Origin of the sequence: Robertkochia marina (genome assembly GCF_004799345.1) — a bacterium.
GTDB classification, from domain to species: domain Bacteria; phylum Bacteroidota; class Bacteroidia; order Flavobacteriales; family Flavobacteriaceae; genus Robertkochia; species Robertkochia marina.
In genome coordinates, this window is record NZ_SSMC01000003.1 from 361,525 (window position 1) to 380,766 (window position 19,242).

The window sequence follows — 19,242 nt, forward strand, 5'->3', positions numbered from 1 at the left end:
AATAGAATTATAACGGACCATAATCCGAATATTTTAGCAGGTGTTAAGTAACAGGAAGAAGTTTTTTAATTGGTGGGTGGCTGAAAATTCCGTTCGATCTTGTCTGTTTGAATAAAGTATCAATTGTTGAATTCAGCCGGTATTTTTTGGGTGTTGAGGTTTGAAGTCTGCAAATGTGATGGGCCTGATCAATCCATCATTTCAACAGATTCCGGAATCTCCTGTACCTCTTTCTCGTATTTTTCAAGGGTAAAGAAGAAGCTGCTGCCTAATCCAATAGCAGATTTAACCCTGAATTCTCCACCACTTTTAGTGATCATTTCCTTACACAGACTGAGTCCGATTCCGGTTCCCTTTTCGTTATTGGTTCCGTAGGTTGATTCCATGTAGGAGCTTTGAGAGTAGAGTTTTTCTATGGTTTTTTGGTCCATACCCACTCCGGTGTCTTTTACTTCCACCTCCCAGCTGCCGTCAATTTCCTGTGCCTTAATGATGATGGCTCCGTTGTTATTGGTGAATTTAATAGCATTAGAGATCAGGTTTCTGAAAACAATGGTGATCTGATCGGCATCTGCGTAGATTACTGCCTCTTTAGGAATTTCGTTGCGAATAAAAAGTTTCTTCTCTTTAGCCTGGTGGATGAGCAGGTCAACCGACTGGTTGGCCAGTTGATGAAGGTTGTGTTTTTGAGGGTTGTTCTGTGCACCCTTCATCTGCTGTCTTGACCACAAAAGGAGGTTGTTCAGGGTAAAAGACACATTCTTTACCTGATTGCTTAGCTGGGGAGCAAAATCTATAAAATCTTCGGGGCCAATCTGCTTATCATTGAGCAGGTCAATAAGGTTGTTCAAGGAGGCCAGCGGTGAGCGAAGGTCGTGACTAATGATCGAGAAGAGCTTGATCTTTGTTTCGTTCATCCAGTTTAATGAACGCTCCCTGCGTCGAAGTACATTATTCTTTTTGGTTAGGAGGTCGTTTAATTTTCGTTCCAGTTTTCTGCTTCGCTGGGTCATGAAGAGTACCGTGAGCAGGATCAAAACACCTCCCGTTGATACCAAAAGGAGAAAACGATGTTTATTTTGGTTGCGCTGGTTTTGTATATCAAACTTTTCCTGCGCTCTTTGCTGTTCCTGTTTTGCTTCTATATTGGCAACGCTTTGGATGTTCTTTTCATGGAAGAGACTGTCACTGTATTTTTTGAAGATCTTATGATAGTAGAGGGCGTTGGCAAGATCGCCTTCAGATTCGTAGGTTTTAAATAAGGTCTCTGCACTTTGAATGGCTACGGAGAGTTCTCCCAGCATCATCGACTTTTTTAAGGCCATTTCAGCATACTCCTTGGTTAGCCCATATTTTTCCTGACCTCGGTAAGCTTCAGACATCGCGTGGTCTAAAGAGGCTTTCTCTCTGGGGTCTTCCAATTGCTTTTGGAGGTCGGAGGCATTGCCATAGGCTTCCAGTGCCAGGCGGTAGTAACCCTGATCCAGATAGATATCACCTTTTACCCTTTCAGCAAAAGCCAGCCAATCCATGGCCTCTTCTTCAGCTAAAATGTCAATAGCTTCATTGATGAAGATCACTGCATCTTCGTGTTGATCAAGTTTAAGGTGACGCTGTGCCTTATTAGCCAAGGTTTGGCCTATAGCAAGCTGGTTGTTATCGATTTGCCGGTTATACAGGTCGGCTTTATTAATGTATTCTAAAGCCTTGTCGTAAAATTCAAGTATAAAATAATTTTCTGATAGTCCTCCATAGGCCGCAGAGAGATACTCATTGGTCTTTGCATCCAGCTTAGCATTTTTAGCCTGAGCCTCTTTTAGTTTCCGCTCTCCAAACTGAACCACTTTGAGGTAGTAGTTATTTGATTCTTCGATATCGCCCAAATAGGCGTAGAAAATCGCTGTGTCATGATAACAGGCGTACTTGTGATACTCATCCTTACTGCTCAGGGCTATGGCCTCGGCTTCGGCCATGAGTTCGAGAGCCTCATTTAATTGGCCTGCCTCAGACAGGTATAAGCTGATAATACTCCTGGCCTTGATCTGTTCTTTATGAAAATCAAGATCATCAGCAAGCTTCATGGCCTTTTTAGCATAATAGCCAGCACTGTCATTGGATATGTAAATTAAAGATGCTGCGAGCTTATTTAAACGAACCACTTCAAGAGAATCTCCCCTGTAAGTTGCCTGAAGAATTTTCTCTTCCTTAAATACCTGCATGTTTTGAGTGTCAGGAGAAAGATCCTGGGCAAAACCATAGCAGGCTGCTAAGAGAAGAGTAAAAAGTAGTTTTAGGTTCATTTATAGATATAAGGGTTATCAAATTTAACAAAATATTTTAATGAGCCTAACGTCTGAGGATTAAATTCTATACTTTAAAAGAAAAAAAGCCCGTTAAAGCGGGCTTTTTCTACATTGAGTACTATCATGTTCTTAGATCAGATCGTCCTTAATTCTTTAAGTTTGGCCTTCCAGATGGCCAGGTCGTCTTTATAAGCCTGGATATTTCTCTTCACCTCTTGAACAATAGGGTTGTTATCATCTGCATTGATGAATTGCAGGTTGTTTTCCAGTTGTCTGATCTCGCCGTTTACCTCATCGATCTTTTTCCTGATAAAGATCTTCTCGTTTCGTATCAGGTTATCATTATCGGCATCGGCCAAAGTTTGCAGTTTATTATCGTATTTGATCATCTCGGCCTGCTTCTTATCGATCTTCATCTTCCTGAACAGGGCATCTAGAATCTTATTGAATTTACTCTCGATACTTTTCTTGTTGTAGGGAACCCTTCCGAACGATTTCCAACTTTCGATAAAGTTTTTTACCTGCTCCAGGTCTTTCTCTTGTTCGCCGCTTAGTTCAAAAGCCTTGATCTCTTCCATAAAAGCCTTTTTCTTATTGAAGGCTTCCATTTCTACTTCGAAATCTTTGTTTTTTCGGGCGTGGAGGCGATCAAAATAGTGGTTGCAAGCTGCTTTGAAATCGGCCCATACCTTGTCAGAATGTTTTCTGGGAACATGGCCTATATTTTTCCAGTCAGACTGGATCTTTTTCAATACCGCAGTTGTTTCATCCCAGTCTTCACTATCCTTCAGAGATTCTGCCAGGGCTACCAGTTCCAGTTTTTTCTCCAGGTTCTTATGCTGTTCTTTCTTTAGCTTTTTATAATAGGTATTCTTATTTCGATTAAACTTTCTTACAGCTTCTTTAAAGGCGGCCCAGGTATCTTCATTCACCTTGTAGGGCACCTTACCAGCTTTAAAGAATTGTTCGCGAAGCGCTTCGATCTCCTTGATCTGCTTTTGCCATAGATTGTGGCTGTTTACCGGTTTGTTGGCAATGGCTTCTATCTTCGCAATAATCTCTTGTTTTACCTTTAGATTGGCTTCGTATACCTCTTCCTGGTTTTTAAAGAAATCCTGCCTTTTCTTATGAATAATCTTAGTGGCGGCGCTGAATCGGTTCCATACATCATCACGGTGTTCACGATCTACAGGGCCAATATCTTCTTTCCAGATCTTATGAAGTATCTGTAATTCCCTAAAGGCTTTGTTGATATCCTGTTCTTCGGCAAGAGCTTCAGCGCGTACGATCAATTTCTCTTTTTCTTCCAGGTTGTGTTTGAAATCAAGGTCTCTGAGATCCCTGTTAAGGTCAAGAAAATCATAAAAGATCTCTACATGGTGATGATAGGTACGCCAAATGTCGTTATAACTGGCTCTGGGTATCGGACCGGCATTTCTCCATCGATCCTGGATCTCTTTGAAGTGCTTATAGGTCTCATTGATATTTTCTTCAACATTGATCAACCCTTTGAGTTCTTCAATAATATCCTGTCGTTTTTGAAGATTTTCGTGCAGCCTTCTTTCAAGGTTCTTGTAATATTCGTTACGTTTTGCCTTGTATTCCGAATAGATGTCGTTGAATTTCCTTTTTAGTGGAGAGGTATAATGAAAGTCGATCTCATTTCCGCCTTCAGACAGGAAGTCTTCCTTTTTCTGCTCCAGTAATTCCTGGAACTTTAGATCGAATTCAGATTTTATGCCGTCAACGTGATTCCTGATCGCCTGGATCTTTTCTTTGTTTACCAGTTTTTCAAGCTCTTCCACAAGGGCTTCCGTTTCCATGGAGTGATAATCAAGCATTGGAATGGCATGCCGGTCCTGGTGACCTTCATCTTCCGCATCCTCGGCATTGGTCTCGTCGATCTCGTTCAAGGCTTCTTCGTGATCCTCTTCTGCCTTTTCAGTAGCTTCTTCGGGAGCAGGCTGGCCCTGTTCTGACTTCACTTCCTGTTCCTGGTCTTGTTCCTTTCCATCTGCATGTTCATGCAGGTTATCCTGTTTATTTTCCAACATTTTAAAAATGTTTAAGGTTCATCAATGCTTTGCGTCTTGAAATATACTAACAAGAAAGAAGATGGACAAGGATTTTTACCCCTTCAGGAGATTCCGCTACCTTGATGAAAGGCAATTAGGAATTCCAGATCTTCCAGGCTTTCTCGGCCTGGTGAACTAACATTTCATAACCATTTAGAACCGAACACCCTTTTAACCTTCCTTCTTTAAGAAAAGCAGTCTCTTTTGGGTTGTAAACAAGGTCGTATAAAACATGGTTCTTGGTAAGTAGTATGTAAGGTATTTCCGGCTTATCGGTGATATTTGGAAAGGTGCCCAGAGGGGTGCAGTTCACAATGAGCTGGTGGTCTGACATGACTGCTGCATCCAGATCCTGATAAGTGAGTGAATTTTTTCCGGATGCACGCGAGACCAGGGTAACAGCCAGCCCCATTTTCCGGAGGGTGTAAACGATAGCTTTGGAAGCGCCGCCTGTACCCAGAACCAGGGCCTTTTGAACATTATTGCCGATTAAGGGGGTTACCGAGATCTGAAATCCATAGGTATCTGTATTGTAGCCGCACGTTTTGCCATTTTGAAAAGCAATGGTGTTTACCGCACCAATGGCTGCCGCTTCAGGGTCTATGGCATCAAGATAAGGCATCACTGCTTCCTTATAAGGAATGGTAACATTCAGTCCCTTTAATCCGGGGGTGTCGGTTAGAATGGATTTTATCTGTTCAATTTGATCGAGGTGGTAATTGCGGTAGGAGTGATTTTCGAGTCCGAGTGACTCAAATTTCCGGGTAAAGTAACCGGCAGAAAATGAATAGGAAATATTCTTGCCTATTAACCCGTAATTATGCTCCATGCCTGTTGTTTTTTTTGCCGTACCAATCCAGTAGCAATAATACGAATATACCTAACAGAATAAATAAAACGGCGATCCATGTTTCCGATAGGGAAGGGTCGGGCATGTAGCGTTGGTAATTCCTAATGATGGGGTCTCCTGTTGAATCCAGGAGAACGGAACCGTCTTCGTCCACCCTGTAAATGGTCTTTTTCCATGGCCAAACCACCCCTAAAGATCCGGTAATAAATCCGATGATAGTGGCCAGGGTGATGTTTTTATACCGTTTTAAGACATAGCTCAACAAATGACTTAAGGTAACCAGGCCTGCTGCAGAGCCCAGGGTAAATACTGCCAGAATACGAAGGGTATGCAGGCGCTGCGGATTATTGATAAAGCCGGTGTCACCGCGTAATAACTCAGCGATCGTATCATAAAGGGCGTTTACACTATCAACCAGCAGTAGCACGTAATTACCCAATAAGATCAAAATGAACGATCCGGAGAGCCCTGGAAGGGTCATCCCTGAAACACTGATGATACCGCAGAAGAACACAAAGATGAGATTGTCATTCTCTTTGGCGGGACTTAAGAAGCTGATCGATATTCCGGCCAGGGTACCCAGGATCAGGAAGGTAAAGGTTCTCTTGTTCCAATGATGAAATCCTTTGGCTATATAGTATATAGAGCCTATGATCATGCCAAAGAAGAAAGCCCATACATAAAGCTCTTTTTTCTCAATAAAATAATCTAGAATCTTGGATACACTGAAATAGCTCACCAGCATTCCTAAGATCAGCAGCGAAAGAAACCTTCCGTTGATATAGCGAAAGAAGAGAGGGAAGCCCCGGTTGAAAAGCAATTTAAATGCTTTTGCGTTGATCTTTTGCAGGGAGTATATAAACTCTTCGTAAAATCCAACCACGAAAGCCACTACGCCACCGGAAACTCCCGGAACCTTATTGGCTGCACCCATAGCGAGACCCTTGATAAAGAGAAAGATCTTATCGCTTAAATTTCTGGTTGGGTGATACATTCATTAACTGTTTTTAATAGCCATTCTTTCGAGTATATAAATACTCAGGAATCCACCTGCTGCCAGGAGTAAAGCCCAAACAAGCTGAGGGTTTCCGTCAAAACTGAAGGGAGAGATGCTCCTTTCTATGGTAATAGTTTTTTCACCGATGGTTCGGCTGCTAACCACTTCCTTCCAGGGCCATATCTTATTAAGCGATCCGAAGATGAAGCCTGTTAAAACGGCCAGGGTGGCATTTTTATAATGGTTAAACAGGTACTTTAAAAGGCGTGAGAAACTCAATAACCCGAAAATAGCTCCTATTCCGATAATGGCAATGGTTTTCAGGTCTTTTTCATTGACTGCCTCCAATACAGTTTCGTAGGCCCCTAATAACACCAATATAAATGCTCCAGATATTCCGGGAAGGATCATGGCGCAGATAGCCAGGGCCCCGGCAAGCAGCAGGAACATGGTGTTTGAGGTGTCCTGCATCGGGGGCAGGGTGGTAATATACCAGGCTACTACAGCACCGAGAATAAACCCTAATACGGTAATAAGCCTCCATTTTTTGATCTGCCGGGCTACAAGAATAACACTGGCCAGTACAAGGCCGAAGAAAAAGCTCCACAGTAAGACCGGATGATGCTCCAATAACCATTTAAGCACTTTTGCCAGTGATAGCACGCTGATGGCGATTCCGGTAAGCAGGGCGATCAAAAAGTTGCCGTTCACATAGCGCCATGCCGCAGAAATTCCTTCGTTCTTAAGAAGCTTTAAAGCAGTTGGATTGACCTTGTTGATCGAATCGATCAATTCTTCATAGATTCCCGAAATAAAGGCGATAGTGCCTCCTGAAACACCGGGTACCACATCAGCTGCTCCCATGGCCAGGCCCTTAAGGGTGATGATCATGTAATCAATGAGGGTGCGTTGCATATTTTATTCTTGAGCGAACAAAAATATGCATTTTTTTTAGCTAGACGTTGCGGAAACTCGAGATTAATTTCTTCACTGTGGGCCGCTTGAAAACAGCAGGAAAAAGTACCTCGATCGTATCGTGGTCGTCGTAGTTCTGCTTCAGGGCATTCTTTAAGTGGTAATCGCCCTTGATGCTGTCTGAGATCATATAGTACATCCCTGCCAGGCGGTACTCCAGGTCAGAATGCTCCGGGTAAAACTCGAGTGCCTGGTGTAAACAATGAATGGCACTTTCGTATTCTCCCATCTTCAGTAGTACATCAGACCATGACAACCAGGTTTTCAGCTCGTAATTTCCGAGCTCAATGGTTTTTTGATACGCCATGTCAGCCTCTTCGTAAAAATGAAGAAGTTCATTGATGCGTGCACAGCGTTTCCAGTAGCGCACATTTTCACTGTCAATATTGATGGCTTTGTTGATATAGTATAAAGCCTTCTGGTAATTTTGTTTCTTGAAATAGAAGTCGGTTATGGCCAGCCATCCTTTGTCCAGCAACGGATCTTCATGAACCGTTCTGTAAAAGTACTTTTTAGCCAATTCGTCATTACCCAAATGATCGTGGCATATACCGATGCGCAGGTAGGCGTATGAGGTCGGATCATCCAATGTCAGGGTGATCTCATAGTTTTCAATAGCCTCATTGTGCTTTTTCAGTTTCTCTAACACCCTGCCTTTCTCGAGATAGGCTCCTATAAAGGTATCGTCAGAATATATGGCAAAGTCAAAAGAAGCGAGGGCCTCTTTATACATCTTCTTGCTCATGAATTGCTTTCCGAGCTGATGCCAGGCTACTTCACAATATGGGTTGTGGTTCAGGTAATCGTTTAAAAAGGAAATAGCACCATCAAAATCTTCTAAAAACTCGAAGCAATAGATCACGTTGTACAGTGCGGCATAATCGAGATGGTCTTCCTCCAGGCATCTTACAAAAGCATCCTTGGCAGCCTCATAGTCGTCCAGGAACAGGTATTCCATACCCATCAGCGAATTAATATCGGCTTTCTCTTCTGCCATCGTCAGAGCGATCTGAAGGCATTCTATAGCCTTGTGGTGATTGTCCTGTTTTGAATGGATATTCGCCTTTTGTATAAAAATTTCCTCGTTAGAAACCTCGATCATTTCAACCTCTTCCAATAAGGCTTCTGCCTGGTCAAAGCGATTTTCAAAAACGAGTACTTCCACCTGCAGCAGTTTTAATTCGCTAGAACCGGGATGCTGCCCCAATCCGATCTTAATGGCCTTTTTAGCCAAGGCGATCTTGCCGGAGTCTAGATAGTGATGTATGATCTCCTGGAAATCTTCAGTATCAAAGAAATACACATCGTTAGTCTTGAGCATGGATTCGAATTTCTCGAGTGGCAGGTTGCGATCATCGTGAGCACTGTAAGGCATAGGCGGTGCTTTTTAGGATTCTTTGATAATAAATTTAGGCTTTGAATCTGAAGGTTCGAGTTCAGAGGTTACTTCTTATCAACAATTTAATTAACATCTTGGTCGTTCCATTGGTCTAATACTTTCAAAATGAGGGTACAACCTTTTTCGATTTCTTCAGTGCTTATGGTAAGGGGAGGGGTTATTCGTACTGCTCTCGGCTCGTACAACAGCCAGAATAAAATAAGCCCTTGCTTTATGGATTCAAGTATAAGGTGATTCGCTGTTTCAGGGTTTTTGAGTATTAAGGCGAGCATAAGACCCCGCCCTCTGATCTCTTTTATTAGCGGATGTACCAATAAACTCCTAAACAGTTTTTCCTTCTCTAAACTATCAGACATCAATGAGCCCTGCTTTAATTCGTTAAGTGTAGCCAGTGCTGCGGAGGCGATAACCGGATTGCCTCCAAAGGTTGTGATATGTCCAAGTTTAGGAGCTTCAGATAGGGTGCTCATCATGGCTTCTGATGCGGTAAAGGCTCCAATGGGCATTCCCGAGGCCATACCCTTACCCATGACCAGGATATCGGGTATAACGTTATAATGCATGAAGCCAAATAATTTTCCGGTTCTACCAAATCCAGGCTGAATTTCATCGAGGATCAGAAGGGCTCCTGTTTCTTCACATCGTTCTTTTACCTTTTTCAGATAGTCGTTTTCAGGTTCAATAAATCCTGCCCCACCCTGAATGGTCTCCAGGATGACTCCTGCAGTCTCGGTGGTGATGATGTCAAGATCAACTTCGTTATTGAATTCTATAAAGCTAATACCGGGTAATAACGGCCTGAAAGGTCTTTTTCGTTCTTCGAATCCCATAACGCTCATGGTTCCCTGGGTGTTGCCGTGGTAAGCGCGGTGGGCGGCTACAAATTTGCCGCGTCCTGTTACCCGTTTAGCCAGTTTCATGGCGCCTTCTATGGCCTCTGTTCCTGAATTCACCAAATAGGTGGTGTTTAGCGGATCGGGCAGCATGGCTGCCAGGGTTTCGGTTAATTCTACGGCAGGGGGTAAAATAAATTCGCCATAGACCATAACGTGCATATAACGTCCTGCCTGCTCCTGAACAGCTTTGACCACTGATGGATGAGAGTGTCCCAGGGTATTTGCCGAAACCCCTGCAACAAAATCCAGGTAGGCTTTGCCCTTTACGTCATAGATGTAACTTCCTTCTGCCCTGGAGATCTCCATGGCTAAAGGATGCGGGGTGGTTTGCGCCTGGTATTTTAAAAATTTATTTTTCAAGAATAATGTTGCTGACGGTTATTGATGTTTCTCCATCGCTGTTTCCTTAGGTTTGAGCATTGCTTTGGGCCTGCCTTCTGTTTTTTTGTCAGTGGGAGTTTCCTCCTCATTGTCTAACAGGTTTTCAGGGGTGAGGTCGGGGTTGTCAGGATCTATAGGTTCGTTGATCCCACGAATGGGTGTCAGTTCAATTGCGTTATCTTCAGCACTGAAGAGATCGTTGACTCCGGTGATCATTTCATCTCCCCTCCAGTAAAACCCGGGATATCTGCGTTCATTCTCATGGAGGGCGCCCTCGGCATGAATTCGGCCATCTACATTGATAAATGAGGTTACCTTGTCGATGCCATTATCGTTAAGCGTAAAATTAATTTTCCCGCATAGTCGTTTGTCTATACCGATAAATTCACCCTTATCGTCCCACAGATAGTAAATGAGTTCTGCATTTTTTATCATATCGATGTATTGCAGCTCATTATTTTCAAAGTGGCCATAAAGGTCTTTCGCCTTGATCTGGTTAAATCCTTTCTTCGACTCCTCCTTATACTTCACATGGCTCAAACTGTCTTTTTGAATAATAAAGGCATTGCCCAATACCTTTAAGGAGTCTAGTTTTTCAGTTTTTGTATTCGATACCAACAGAATACTGTCTCCGGTCATTTGAGAGTTGGCACTCCAGATAATGGGTCTGTAACGGCCCAATTGATTATCGGGTATTCCCGGAGGAATATAGGTGTAAAACCGTGTGATCCCGGTTCGTTGGTCTGAATGAATGGAATCACATTTACCGCTCATATCACTCTTATAGAACCTGGCGTCTTTAAAGGCCCGGATAATACGCCCGTCTTCCGGTCCGGTTACCATCAGGGTATCACCGTGTATATAGAGTGAATCCTTTTCAAAAACAGAGATGGCCAGGGCTTTTTTGGTTACAAAAACAGAATCCTCATTCTTGAAAACCTCGGCATAATGCCCTTTGATCACCCCATTATTGATGGTGTCAATGACCTGTATGTTGTTGGTGGCTGAAGCGAACGACCGGGTTTTATCAAAGAAAAGGCTATCGCCAAAAATGATACGGTCATTGTAGTCAATACGGGTGTTCTTGACCCCATAACCCTTTTCAAATACTGTATTGTAGTACCCTCTTTCACAATAAATACGGTAGTCGTTACCGGTAATGGTAGAAGGTCCGTACATATAGGCTGTTCTCGACTTGGTGTAGTAATCAAGCCGGTCACTTTCAATATTATAATCGGGGTTGGTGATCTCTACCTCACTGCTGAATTCATATTTGTCGGTCTCCAGGTAATACCGGCCCCGATTAGAGGTTAGGGTGTTGGCAGTATCTCTTACGGTTCCCGGGGTGTTGTAATAGGCCAGCTGTGCGTTCCGGTCAAATCTCACCTCTTCGGTTGTCAGACTCATTGAGTTGTTTTGGAGTCTTACCCCTTCACGCGCCAGGGCAATTTTGGTGTTCGCATCGTATTCTGCATAATTACTGGTCATTCTCAGGGTATCACCCTGTTTGAAGAATACATTTCCGAAGGCCTGGATCCGGTTGTCTTTTCGCCAAAATACGGCAACATCACACCAAAGGTCAATACCATCATGCTCGAATTGCACCTGCTGATTGTCTTTACTCATGATATCTGCTCCGGGGTATTTCTTATCATCTTTGGTAAAATCACCGGGATGGTTAATGATGATCTTTTTAGGCTCCTGGGCATGGAGTTTAGCTGTGAAAGCAAAAAGAAAAACCAGTGCTATTTGAATTGTTAACTTCAAAGTAATGCTGTTTTGGAATTCAAAAATAACGCTTTTTGGGTTAGGGGGCTGTAGTGATTTACAGGGTGCTATAAAAAACGCATCGGAATAAGCCGATGCGTTTTTCAACCAATAGAAGTTTGTTGAGCTTACCTGTGAATGGTTTGTGTACGGTCAGGACCCACAGAAACGATCTTAACCGGCACCTCAAGTTCTTTTTCAAGAAAGCTGATATAATCGTTTAGCTCCTTCGGGAACTCCTCTTCAGAGTTTATCGTTGTCAGGTCTTTATCCCATCCTTTGAGTTCGCTGTATACCGGCTCAATGTTCTCACTTTCGATATTGTACGGTAGGTGGCTTATCTGCTCTCCACGGTATTTATAGGCGGTACATACTTTAAGGCTCTTGAATCCGCTTAAAACGTCGGCTTTCATCATCATAAGTTGGGTAACTCCATTGATCTGTACCGCATATTTCAGGGCAACAAGATCTAACCATCCGCAACGACGCTTTCTTCCGGTGGTGGCGCCAAATTCATTACCAACACGGCCCATGGTCTCTCCAACCTCATCAAATAATTCGGTAGGGAAGGGACCGCTACCTACTCTTGTGGTGTAGGCTTTAAATATCCCCAATACCTCGCCTATCTTGCCCGGAGCGACTCCTAAACCGGTACAGGCTCCTGCGGCAGTGGTGTTAGAAGAGGTTACAAACGGATAGGTTCCGAAATCGATGTCAAGCAAAGATCCCTGTGCACCTTCAGCTAAAATAGACTTATTGGCTTTAATGGCCTGGTGTATATATTCTTCACTGTCAATAAAGGTGAGCTGCTTAAGTCTGTCAACAGCCTCAAAGAATTCATTTTCCATTTCTTCCAGATCGTATTCCACATCTACATTGTAGAATTTGATCATTGCCTCATGCTTGTCGGCCAGGGCTCTGTATTTTTCCTTCCAATCATCCAATTCAAGATCTCCTACACGAATCCCGTTTCTTCCGGTCTTGTCCATATAAGTCGGCCCAATTCCTTTTAAGGTAGAACCGATCTTAGCTTTTCCTTTTGCTGCCTCAGAAGCGGCATCCAGTAAACGGTGTGTAGGCAGGATAAGGTGTGCCTTTCTGGAGATAAGGAGTCTTGATTTGATGTCAAGATTGAATTGGTCAAGATTCTCCAGTTCTTTTTTGAAGATCACAGGATCAATAACCACTCCGTTCCCCACTACATTGATGGCGTTTTCGTGAAATATACCTGAGGGAATGGTGTGCAGTACGTGTTTGATGCCATCAAACTCAAGGGTGTGTCCTGCATTGGGGCCTCCCTGGAATCGAGCAATTATATCGTAGTCTCTGGTGAGAACATCAACGATCTTTCCTTTTCCTTCGTCGCCCCATTGGAGCCCTAGTAGTAAATCTACTGCCATTTTTATGTACTGTAATTAATTATTTTCTTTGTTTTTAGTACCATAGAAGTAAAGAGAGTGGTTCTGGATCTTAATATCAAAAACCTCTTCAATGGTCTTTTTAATACTTTCGATCCTCGGGTCACAGAATTCCATCACTTCTCCTGTATCGGTAAGAATCACATGATCGTGCTGCTTATCGAAATACGATTTTTCATAGTGGGCCTGGTTCTGTCCGAACTGGTGCTTTCTTACCAGGCTGCAATCCAGCAAAAGTTCTATGGTATTGTAAAGGGTGGCACGACTAACGCGATAATTCTTGTTTTTCATTTTGATGTAGAGTGATTCTATATCAAAATGATCGTCGCTGTCATAAATTTCCTGAAGTATGGCGTAGCGTTCCGGGGTTTTGCGATGCCCGTGTTCTTCTAAAAACTTAGTAAAAACGTTCTTAACGATTTCCTGGTTCTTTTCTTCCGCCATGTGCGTCATACGATTTAGGGTACAAATGTAGTATTAATTATTAAATTCGAACCACTTTATTCATCCCATTGATCTTGCTGAGATTGGTCATTAGTTTCTTAAGAATATTCTTGTTTTTTACCTCTACCGTGATCTTACCGGAGAAAATACCTCCTTCGGTATCAAAACTTATGTTTTTCATGTTCACATGCATATTGGTAGAGATAACCTTGGTTACATCACTAACCAGTCCCAGGTTATCAATACCCTCCAGTCTGATCAGGGCAGTGAATTCCTGCTGAGACGAATCGATCCATTTTGCAGGAATGATACGGTAGGCATAATTAGACTGCAGGGTAATGGCATTCGGACAATCTTTTTTGTGCACTTTGATCCCTTCGTTGATGGTAATAAAACCGAACACGTCATCTCCGGGAATGGGACTGCAGCAGGGAGAAAATTTATAATCAAGTTTTTCTTCTTCCTTGCCAAAAACAAGGAGGTCGTATTTGTTGGTGATCTCTTCCTTGTTAATGTCTTCAACCTTGCCGGGTTTGCGCATTTTCGTCTTAAAGAAATTCAACAGCTTATTGTTACGTGCTGCTGCAAAATCTTTAAGCATCTGGTTGTCGATAGTCCCTATACCCACTCGGTAAAACAGGTCAAGACTGGTTTTCAGTTTAAAGAAAACCACGAGATCATTCACTACTTTTTCGTTCAGACTTACCTTAAGCTGTCGTAGTTTTCTTCGAAGAATCTCTTTTCCTTCTTCGCCAATTTTCTTCCGCTCTTCTTTTAAAGAAGATTTGATCTTTGCCCTGGCCCTTGCAGTAGTGGCATAATCAAGCCAGTTGGCATTGGGTTTGGTGCTTTCTGAAGTTATGATCTCTACCTGGTCTCCACTGCTGAGCTCCCTGTTCAGGGGAACCAGTTTCCCATTGATCTTTGCGCCTCTGGTCTTTAATCCTATCTCGGTATGAATGCTAAAAGCAAAATCAAGAGGGGTGGCACCCTTCGGTAAGGATTTCAATTCTCCTTTCGGGGTAAATACAAAGATCTCCTGGCTGTAGAGGTTGAGTTTAAATTCTTCCACGAAATCAACTGCATTCCCGTCTGCGTTTTCCAGGGCCTCCTGTAAACGGTTCAGCCAGATATCTATACCCTGTTCTTTTTGTTCGCCGTGTTTGTATTTAAAGTGTGCGGCATATCCCTTTTCTGCGATCTCGTGCATCCGTTCTGAACGGATCTGAACCTCTACCCAGCGGCCTTTAGGGCCCATGACGGTAATATGAAGGGCTTCATATCCTGTGGTCTTTGGTGATGATATCCAGTCACGAAGGCGAACAGGGTTGGGGCGGAAGTGATCGGTTACGATCGAATAGATCTTCCAGGCCAGGAATTTCTCGTTGGCAGGGTCGCTCTTGTATACGATACGTATGGCAAATTTGTCATAGACCTCGTCAAAACTCACGTTCTGGGCCTTCATTTTACGTCGGATGGAAAAAATACTTTTCGGACGGCCTTTAATAATGTAATTCAAGCCTTCTTTATCCAGGCTTTCCTCGATCACATTTGAGAAAGCTTCTATATAGGCTTTCTGTTCTTCCTGGCTGTCTCGTATCTTTTCCTTGATATCGTAGTATACATCGGGTTCGGTATATTTTAACCCGAGGTCTTCCAGTTCTGTTTTAATATTGTACAGACCGATCCTGTGGGCCAGGGGGGCATAGATGTACAGGGTTTCAGAGGCGATCTTCACTTGCTTATAGTCAACCATAGAATCCATGGTTTGCATATTGTGAAGACGGTCAGCGATCTTAATTAGGATCACCCTGACATCGTCATTCAGGGTGAGCAACATTTTCCTGAAGTTCTCTGCCTGAAGTGAAATGTCCTGCTCTGAACTTAACTGTGAGATCTTGGTTAGGCCGTCAACAATACGGGCCACGGTTTCTCCGAACAGCTGCTCTATATCTTCCAGGGTATAGGAGGTGTCTTCCACCACATCATGAAGCAAGGCCGCAGCAATGGCTGTTGCATCCGGTCCGATCTGGTCGGCTACGATCTTCGCCACTGCGATAGGATGAAAAATATAAGCTTCCCCGCTCTTGCGCCGCTGATCCTTATGGGCATCAACGGCAATATCAAAGGCTTTTCGGATGAGTTTTTTATCCTCATCAGAAAGCGCCTGATAACTGATGCGAAGCAACTCCTTGTACTGTTTCGCTATCTCCTTGTTTTCTTTTTCCAGATCTAATACCGCCATACTCTAAAAATAAGATAATCTCTTTGAACTATCAACAAATTCTATGCCTGAAGTGCCTTGATACGATCGTATAATCGCGGGTGGGAATAGTGAGCGAAAACATAGGCCGGGTGAGGGGTAAGGTTACTCAAACTATTTTTCGATAATTTTTTCAGGGCATTCACAAGAGGAGCTGCCCGGTAGGTGATCCTTGCAAAAGCATCTGCCTGGTATTCGAATTTTCTTGAGAGAAGGTTCATGGCCAGTCCGGTTACTGCTGAGATCGGACTGTATAACATTCCAAAAGCCAGTAATCCGGCATGAAAACTGGGCTCACTGACACCGATCCCCAGGGAGAGCTCCGGAACCCTCAGAAAAAGTGACAGCAGGAATAGGGTCAGACCGGTTAAAACAACTGAGGCGAACAGGTTAAAAAGAATATGATTCTTTTTGTAATGGCCTACCTCATGGGCCAGGACAGCCACCACTTCTTCTTCCTCCAGGTCATTAATCAAGGTGTCATAAAGGGTAACTCTTTTTTCTTTGCCAAAACCTGAGAAATAGGCATTGGCCTTGGTAGACCGCTTAGAGCCGTCGATCACAAATATCTTTTGAAGTTCAAAGCCTTCTTTTTGAGCGTAGGCTTCGATTTTTTCGCGAAGGCTGCCTTGTTCCAGGGGTGTCTGTTTATTGAAAAGCGGTACGATGAGCCGACTGTAAAACATATTGGTAAGTACCGAAACCAGGGTGATAAGAATCCAGGCATAGATCCAGAAGTTAGTTCCGGTATACTGGTAGAAAAGCATGAATAGTGCCAGAATGCCCCCTCCAAAAACAACCGCGAGCAGTGCCCCTTTGATCTTGTCGGTCACAAAGGTTTTCGGGGTGGTTTTGTTAAATCCGAACCTTTCTTCGATCACAAAGGTGTGGTAAAGGGAGAAGGGTAAACTAAGCAGCCCGCTCAACACTGAAAGGATGCCGAAGAACAGCAATGCCCGGAGTATGGGTTGAGAAGAGATGTTTAAAGCCAGGCGGTCTGCCCATTCAAAACCACCGAGGGTAAAAAACAGCAGTGTGATCACGATAGATACCCAGGATTTTATTACAGAGAACCGGTAGTTGGTTTTTTTGTATTGCTGAGATCGATGGTATTCATCTGTTGGGTACACATCTGATAACTCCTTCGGTACCGGGGCATCAAAGCGGGTGTAATTCAGATAATCCAATACCTGGTCAATAAAGAAGTCGGCCAGCAGGATCGCAATGATAATGTAGAAAACTGTTTGGGGTTCCATCGTTGGGTTTATTCGAAATTTCGTTGTCGCTTCGCCTCAAAAATAATGATTGCGGCCGACACAGATACGTTCATAGAGTCGATCTCACCCTGCATGGGGATGATGATGTTTTGGGTAGAGGCCTGCAGCCACTCATCGGTTAATCCGGTGGCTTCAGTTCCTACTACAATGGCCGATGGTGCACAATAGTCTACGGTGTGATAATTTACAGAAGCTGTAAGTGCCGCACAATAGACATTAATACCATGTTGTTCCAGCCATTCAAGGATCTCAGTGGTGGAAGCCGTGGCTACCTGGGTGGTAAACAGGCAGCCCACTCCTGATCGGATAATATTTGGGTTATAAAGGTCGGTTTTTGGGTTAGCAATAATGACCGCATCGAGGTTGGCGGCATCGGCAGTGCGCAATAAGGCGCCAATATTACCCGGTTTTTCGGGGGCTTCTGCGATCAGGATCAACGGGTTTTTATCAGAAAACCGAATGCTGTCAAGATCGTGAGTCTTGCTGTGTACCATTGCTATGATACCTTCAGTAGTTTCTCTGTAGGCCATCTTTTTATAAACCTCCTCACTTACTTCGATGATCTCAGGTTTCTGTTCGGAGCGGGAAATAAGGTCTTCCATAGCCTCTATATTGGCAATGCCCTTGGCTGCAAACAGGGTATGAACCTTGTAGCCGCCTTTTAACAGGAGTTCAAGTTCGCGATGGCCTTCGCTCACAAACAATCCCGTTTTACGGCGTTGGCGGGATTTATCTCTTAGAAGCAGGACCTCTTTAATGAGTTTGTTTTGAGTGCTGGAGATATATTTCAAGAGCTTGAATTTTATTCAAAAATACCACAAAGAGGTGGTAAAAAAGAAAGCATTCCCTAAATAAGGAATGCTTTCATGAAAACTACTATAGTTCTATGCTTTAATCGCGGGCGTATTTTTCAGAATATCGCTTCCAAAGTTCAGTTTGATGGGTTTCAAGGCTGATATCTCTTCCTTGTATAAAGGCTTTGCTAACCTGGTTGGTACGCATATCCAGGGCATCACCCTCTGATATGAACAAGGTAGCATCCTTGCCTTCTTCAAGGGTTCCGATAAAGGAGTCGATCCCGAGAATTTTGGCAGCATCACCGGTGATCATCTGCACCGCTTTTTCTTTGTCTACGCCGTAGGCAGCCACCGTACCTGCGTAGAAAGGCAGGTTACGGGTGTTCATTCGCTCCATACGTCCACTAACATCGATACCTGTTAGTACACCTTTACTAACAAGTTGAGAGGCGAGCATAAATGGTTTTTTAACATGGGTGTCTTCTGTAGAGGGCAGACTGTGAGGCCTGGTAACAATTACAGGGATATTTTTCTCTGCGAGTACATCTGCTACCGCATCGGCCTGATTTCCACCAACGATCACAGGAGAAGCAACTCCGTGGTTTTCCATGAAGTGGATCATGTCAAGGATCTCTTTTTGACCGTTTACATTAACATAGAGCTTTTTACTGCCGTCAAAAACACCTAGAATGGCTTCCATGGCAAGGTTTCTTGGCTCCTGGTCTCCGGCCTGGTAAGCCTTAGCTTCTTTCAGGAAAGAAGAAACCTCTTCCAGTTGTTCCTGGTACTTGTCGTTGGGCTTCAATCCGGTTTCACCAAGCCACCATCGGCCTCGGGTAAAGCTGTTGGGCCAGTTCATATGAATGGCGTCATCAGTTTTTATGGCAGCATCCTCCCAATTCCATGCGTCGAGTTGTACTACCGACGAAGTACCCGAAATACGTCCTTCACGTGGGGTGATCTGAGCAGTCAGAATTCCATTGGGACGCATGCTTTCTACGATCTTTGATTCGGCATTGTAAGCGATGATCGCACGAATATGTGGCAGGATGTTCCCGATCTCCTCAATGTCATTAGTTGCTCTCACAGCATCGATCTCTACAAGTCCGAGGGTAGAGTTCAACGTAATGAACCCGGGGTAAACGTGTTTACCATCAGCCTGAATCACCTGGTCAAAAGAAGCTGAATCGGCTGACGATGCCTCCCCGATAAAAGTGATCTTTCCATTTTCAAATCCTACGGCACCGTTCTCGATCACCTGCCCGTTTCCGATATGGGTCGTTGCCCCGGTGATCAGGATAGACCCGTCTTGAGACGGGGCCGGAGTTTGTTGCGCTTGCACCATCCATGCTCCGGCAAACAGGAGGGAAGCTATGATATATTTAAATTTTAACATGGTA

Annotated in this window: 14 protein-coding genes; all 14 read right to left on the reverse strand. The window is 43.7% G+C overall.

Annotated elements, in window-relative coordinates; all coding sequences use genetic code 11:
* Window positions 1–188: 188 nt before the first annotated feature.
* The gene (locus tag E7Z59_RS12230) at window positions 189–2,300 is read right to left on the reverse strand and encodes a tetratricopeptide repeat-containing sensor histidine kinase (protein WP_136336627.1); all 2,112 of its coding nucleotides are present in this window, start codon (window positions 2,298–2,300) and stop codon (window positions 189–191) included.
* 137 nt (window positions 2,301–2,437) lie between these two features.
* On the reverse strand, window positions 2,438–4,357 hold the full coding sequence (locus E7Z59_RS12235; protein ID WP_136336628.1) for a DUF349 domain-containing protein: 1,920 nt from the start codon (window positions 4,355–4,357) through the stop codon (window positions 2,438–2,440).
* 115 nt (window positions 4,358–4,472) lie between these two features.
* Entirely contained in the window at window positions 4,473–5,207 is a 735-nt protein-coding gene (locus tag E7Z59_RS12240) for a shikimate dehydrogenase family protein (RefSeq protein ID WP_136336629.1), read from the reverse strand.
* Window positions 5,197–6,222, reverse strand: a complete 1,026-nt coding sequence (locus E7Z59_RS12245; RefSeq protein ID WP_136336630.1) for a DUF368 domain-containing protein — start codon at window positions 6,220–6,222, stop codon at window positions 5,197–5,199. Before E7Z59_RS12245 ends, E7Z59_RS12240 begins: the two co-directional genes overlap by 11 nt.
* 3 nt (window positions 6,223–6,225) lie before the next feature.
* Complete coding sequence (locus E7Z59_RS12250) at window positions 6,226–7,140, reverse strand: DUF368 domain-containing protein (RefSeq protein ID WP_136336631.1); 915 nt, start codon at window positions 7,138–7,140, stop codon at window positions 6,226–6,228.
* A gap of 40 nt (window positions 7,141–7,180) precedes the next feature.
* Window positions 7,181–8,575: a tetratricopeptide repeat protein gene (locus E7Z59_RS12255; RefSeq protein WP_136336632.1), complete on the reverse strand. Its 1,395-nt coding sequence runs from the start codon at window positions 8,573–8,575 to the stop codon at window positions 7,181–7,183.
* A gap of 86 nt (window positions 8,576–8,661) precedes the next feature.
* Window positions 8,662–9,855, reverse strand: coding sequence for an aspartate aminotransferase family protein (locus E7Z59_RS12260; RefSeq protein WP_136336633.1), 1,194 nt, complete (start codon window positions 9,853–9,855; stop codon window positions 8,662–8,664).
* 18 nt (window positions 9,856–9,873) lie between these two features.
* The gene (locus tag E7Z59_RS12265; RefSeq protein WP_136336634.1) at window positions 9,874–11,643 is read right to left on the reverse strand and encodes an OstA-like protein; all 1,770 of its coding nucleotides are present in this window, start codon (window positions 11,641–11,643) and stop codon (window positions 9,874–9,876) included.
* Between the two features lie 128 nt (window positions 11,644–11,771).
* On the reverse strand, window positions 11,772–13,043 hold the full coding sequence (locus E7Z59_RS12270) for an adenylosuccinate synthase (protein WP_136336635.1): 1,272 nt from the start codon (window positions 13,041–13,043) through the stop codon (window positions 11,772–11,774).
* Between the two features lie 15 nt (window positions 13,044–13,058).
* Window positions 13,059–13,505 (reverse strand): Fur family transcriptional regulator, encoded by a 447-nt coding sequence (locus E7Z59_RS12275; RefSeq protein WP_136336636.1) that lies wholly within the window; start codon window positions 13,503–13,505, stop codon window positions 13,059–13,061.
* A 40-nt stretch (window positions 13,506–13,545) separates the two neighbouring features.
* A complete protein-coding gene (locus E7Z59_RS12280) occupies window positions 13,546–15,750 on the reverse strand; it encodes a RelA/SpoT family protein (RefSeq protein ID WP_136336637.1) in 2,205 nt (734 codons plus the stop codon).
* A 41-nt stretch (window positions 15,751–15,791) separates the two neighbouring features.
* Entirely contained in the window at window positions 15,792–17,024 is a 1,233-nt protein-coding gene (locus tag E7Z59_RS12285; protein ID WP_136336638.1) for a M48 family metallopeptidase, read from the reverse strand.
* 8 nt (window positions 17,025–17,032) lie between these two features.
* A complete protein-coding gene (locus E7Z59_RS12290; protein ID WP_136336639.1) occupies window positions 17,033–17,836 on the reverse strand; it encodes a TrmH family RNA methyltransferase in 804 nt (267 codons plus the stop codon).
* Between the two features lie 100 nt (window positions 17,837–17,936).
* On the reverse strand, window positions 17,937–19,238 hold the full coding sequence (locus tag E7Z59_RS12295) for an amidohydrolase family protein (protein ID WP_136336640.1): 1,302 nt from the start codon (window positions 19,236–19,238) through the stop codon (window positions 17,937–17,939).
* Window positions 19,239–19,242: the final 4 nt, after the last annotated feature.

What these genes read in the sequence shown, in the direction of transcription:
- E7Z59_RS12295 (WP_136336640.1), bottom strand. Translation starts at nt 19,238, where the DNA reads ATGTTAAAATTTAAATATATCATAGCTTCCCTCCTGTTTGCCGGAGCA.
- E7Z59_RS12245 (WP_136336630.1), bottom strand. Translation starts at nt 6,222, where the DNA reads ATGTATCACCCAACCAGAAATTTAAGCGATAAGATCTTTCTCTTTATC.
- E7Z59_RS12240 (WP_136336629.1), bottom strand. Translation starts at nt 5,207, where the DNA reads ATGGAGCATAATTACGGGTTAATAGGCAAGAATATTTCCTATTCATTT.
- E7Z59_RS12255 (WP_136336632.1), bottom strand. Translation starts at nt 8,575, where the DNA reads ATGCCTTACAGTGCTCACGATGATCGCAACCTGCCACTCGAGAAATTC.
- E7Z59_RS12250 (WP_136336631.1), bottom strand. Translation starts at nt 7,140, where the DNA reads ATGCAACGCACCCTCATTGATTACATGATCATCACCCTTAAGGGCCTG.
- E7Z59_RS12280 (WP_136336637.1), bottom strand. Translation starts at nt 15,750, where the DNA reads ATGGCGGTATTAGATCTGGAAAAAGAAAACAAGGAGATAGCGAAACAG.
- E7Z59_RS12235 (WP_136336628.1), bottom strand. Translation starts at nt 4,357, where the DNA reads ATGTTGGAAAATAAACAGGATAACCTGCATGAACATGCAGATGGAAAG.
- E7Z59_RS12285 (WP_136336638.1), bottom strand. Translation starts at nt 17,024, where the DNA reads ATGGAACCCCAAACAGTTTTCTACATTATCATTGCGATCCTGCTGGCC.
- E7Z59_RS12230 (WP_136336627.1), bottom strand. Translation starts at nt 2,300, where the DNA reads ATGAACCTAAAACTACTTTTTACTCTTCTCTTAGCAGCCTGCTATGGT.
- E7Z59_RS12275 (WP_136336636.1), bottom strand. Translation starts at nt 13,505, where the DNA reads ATGGCGGAAGAAAAGAACCAGGAAATCGTTAAGAACGTTTTTACTAAG.
- E7Z59_RS12270 (WP_136336635.1), bottom strand. Translation starts at nt 13,043, where the DNA reads ATGGCAGTAGATTTACTACTAGGGCTCCAATGGGGCGACGAAGGAAAA.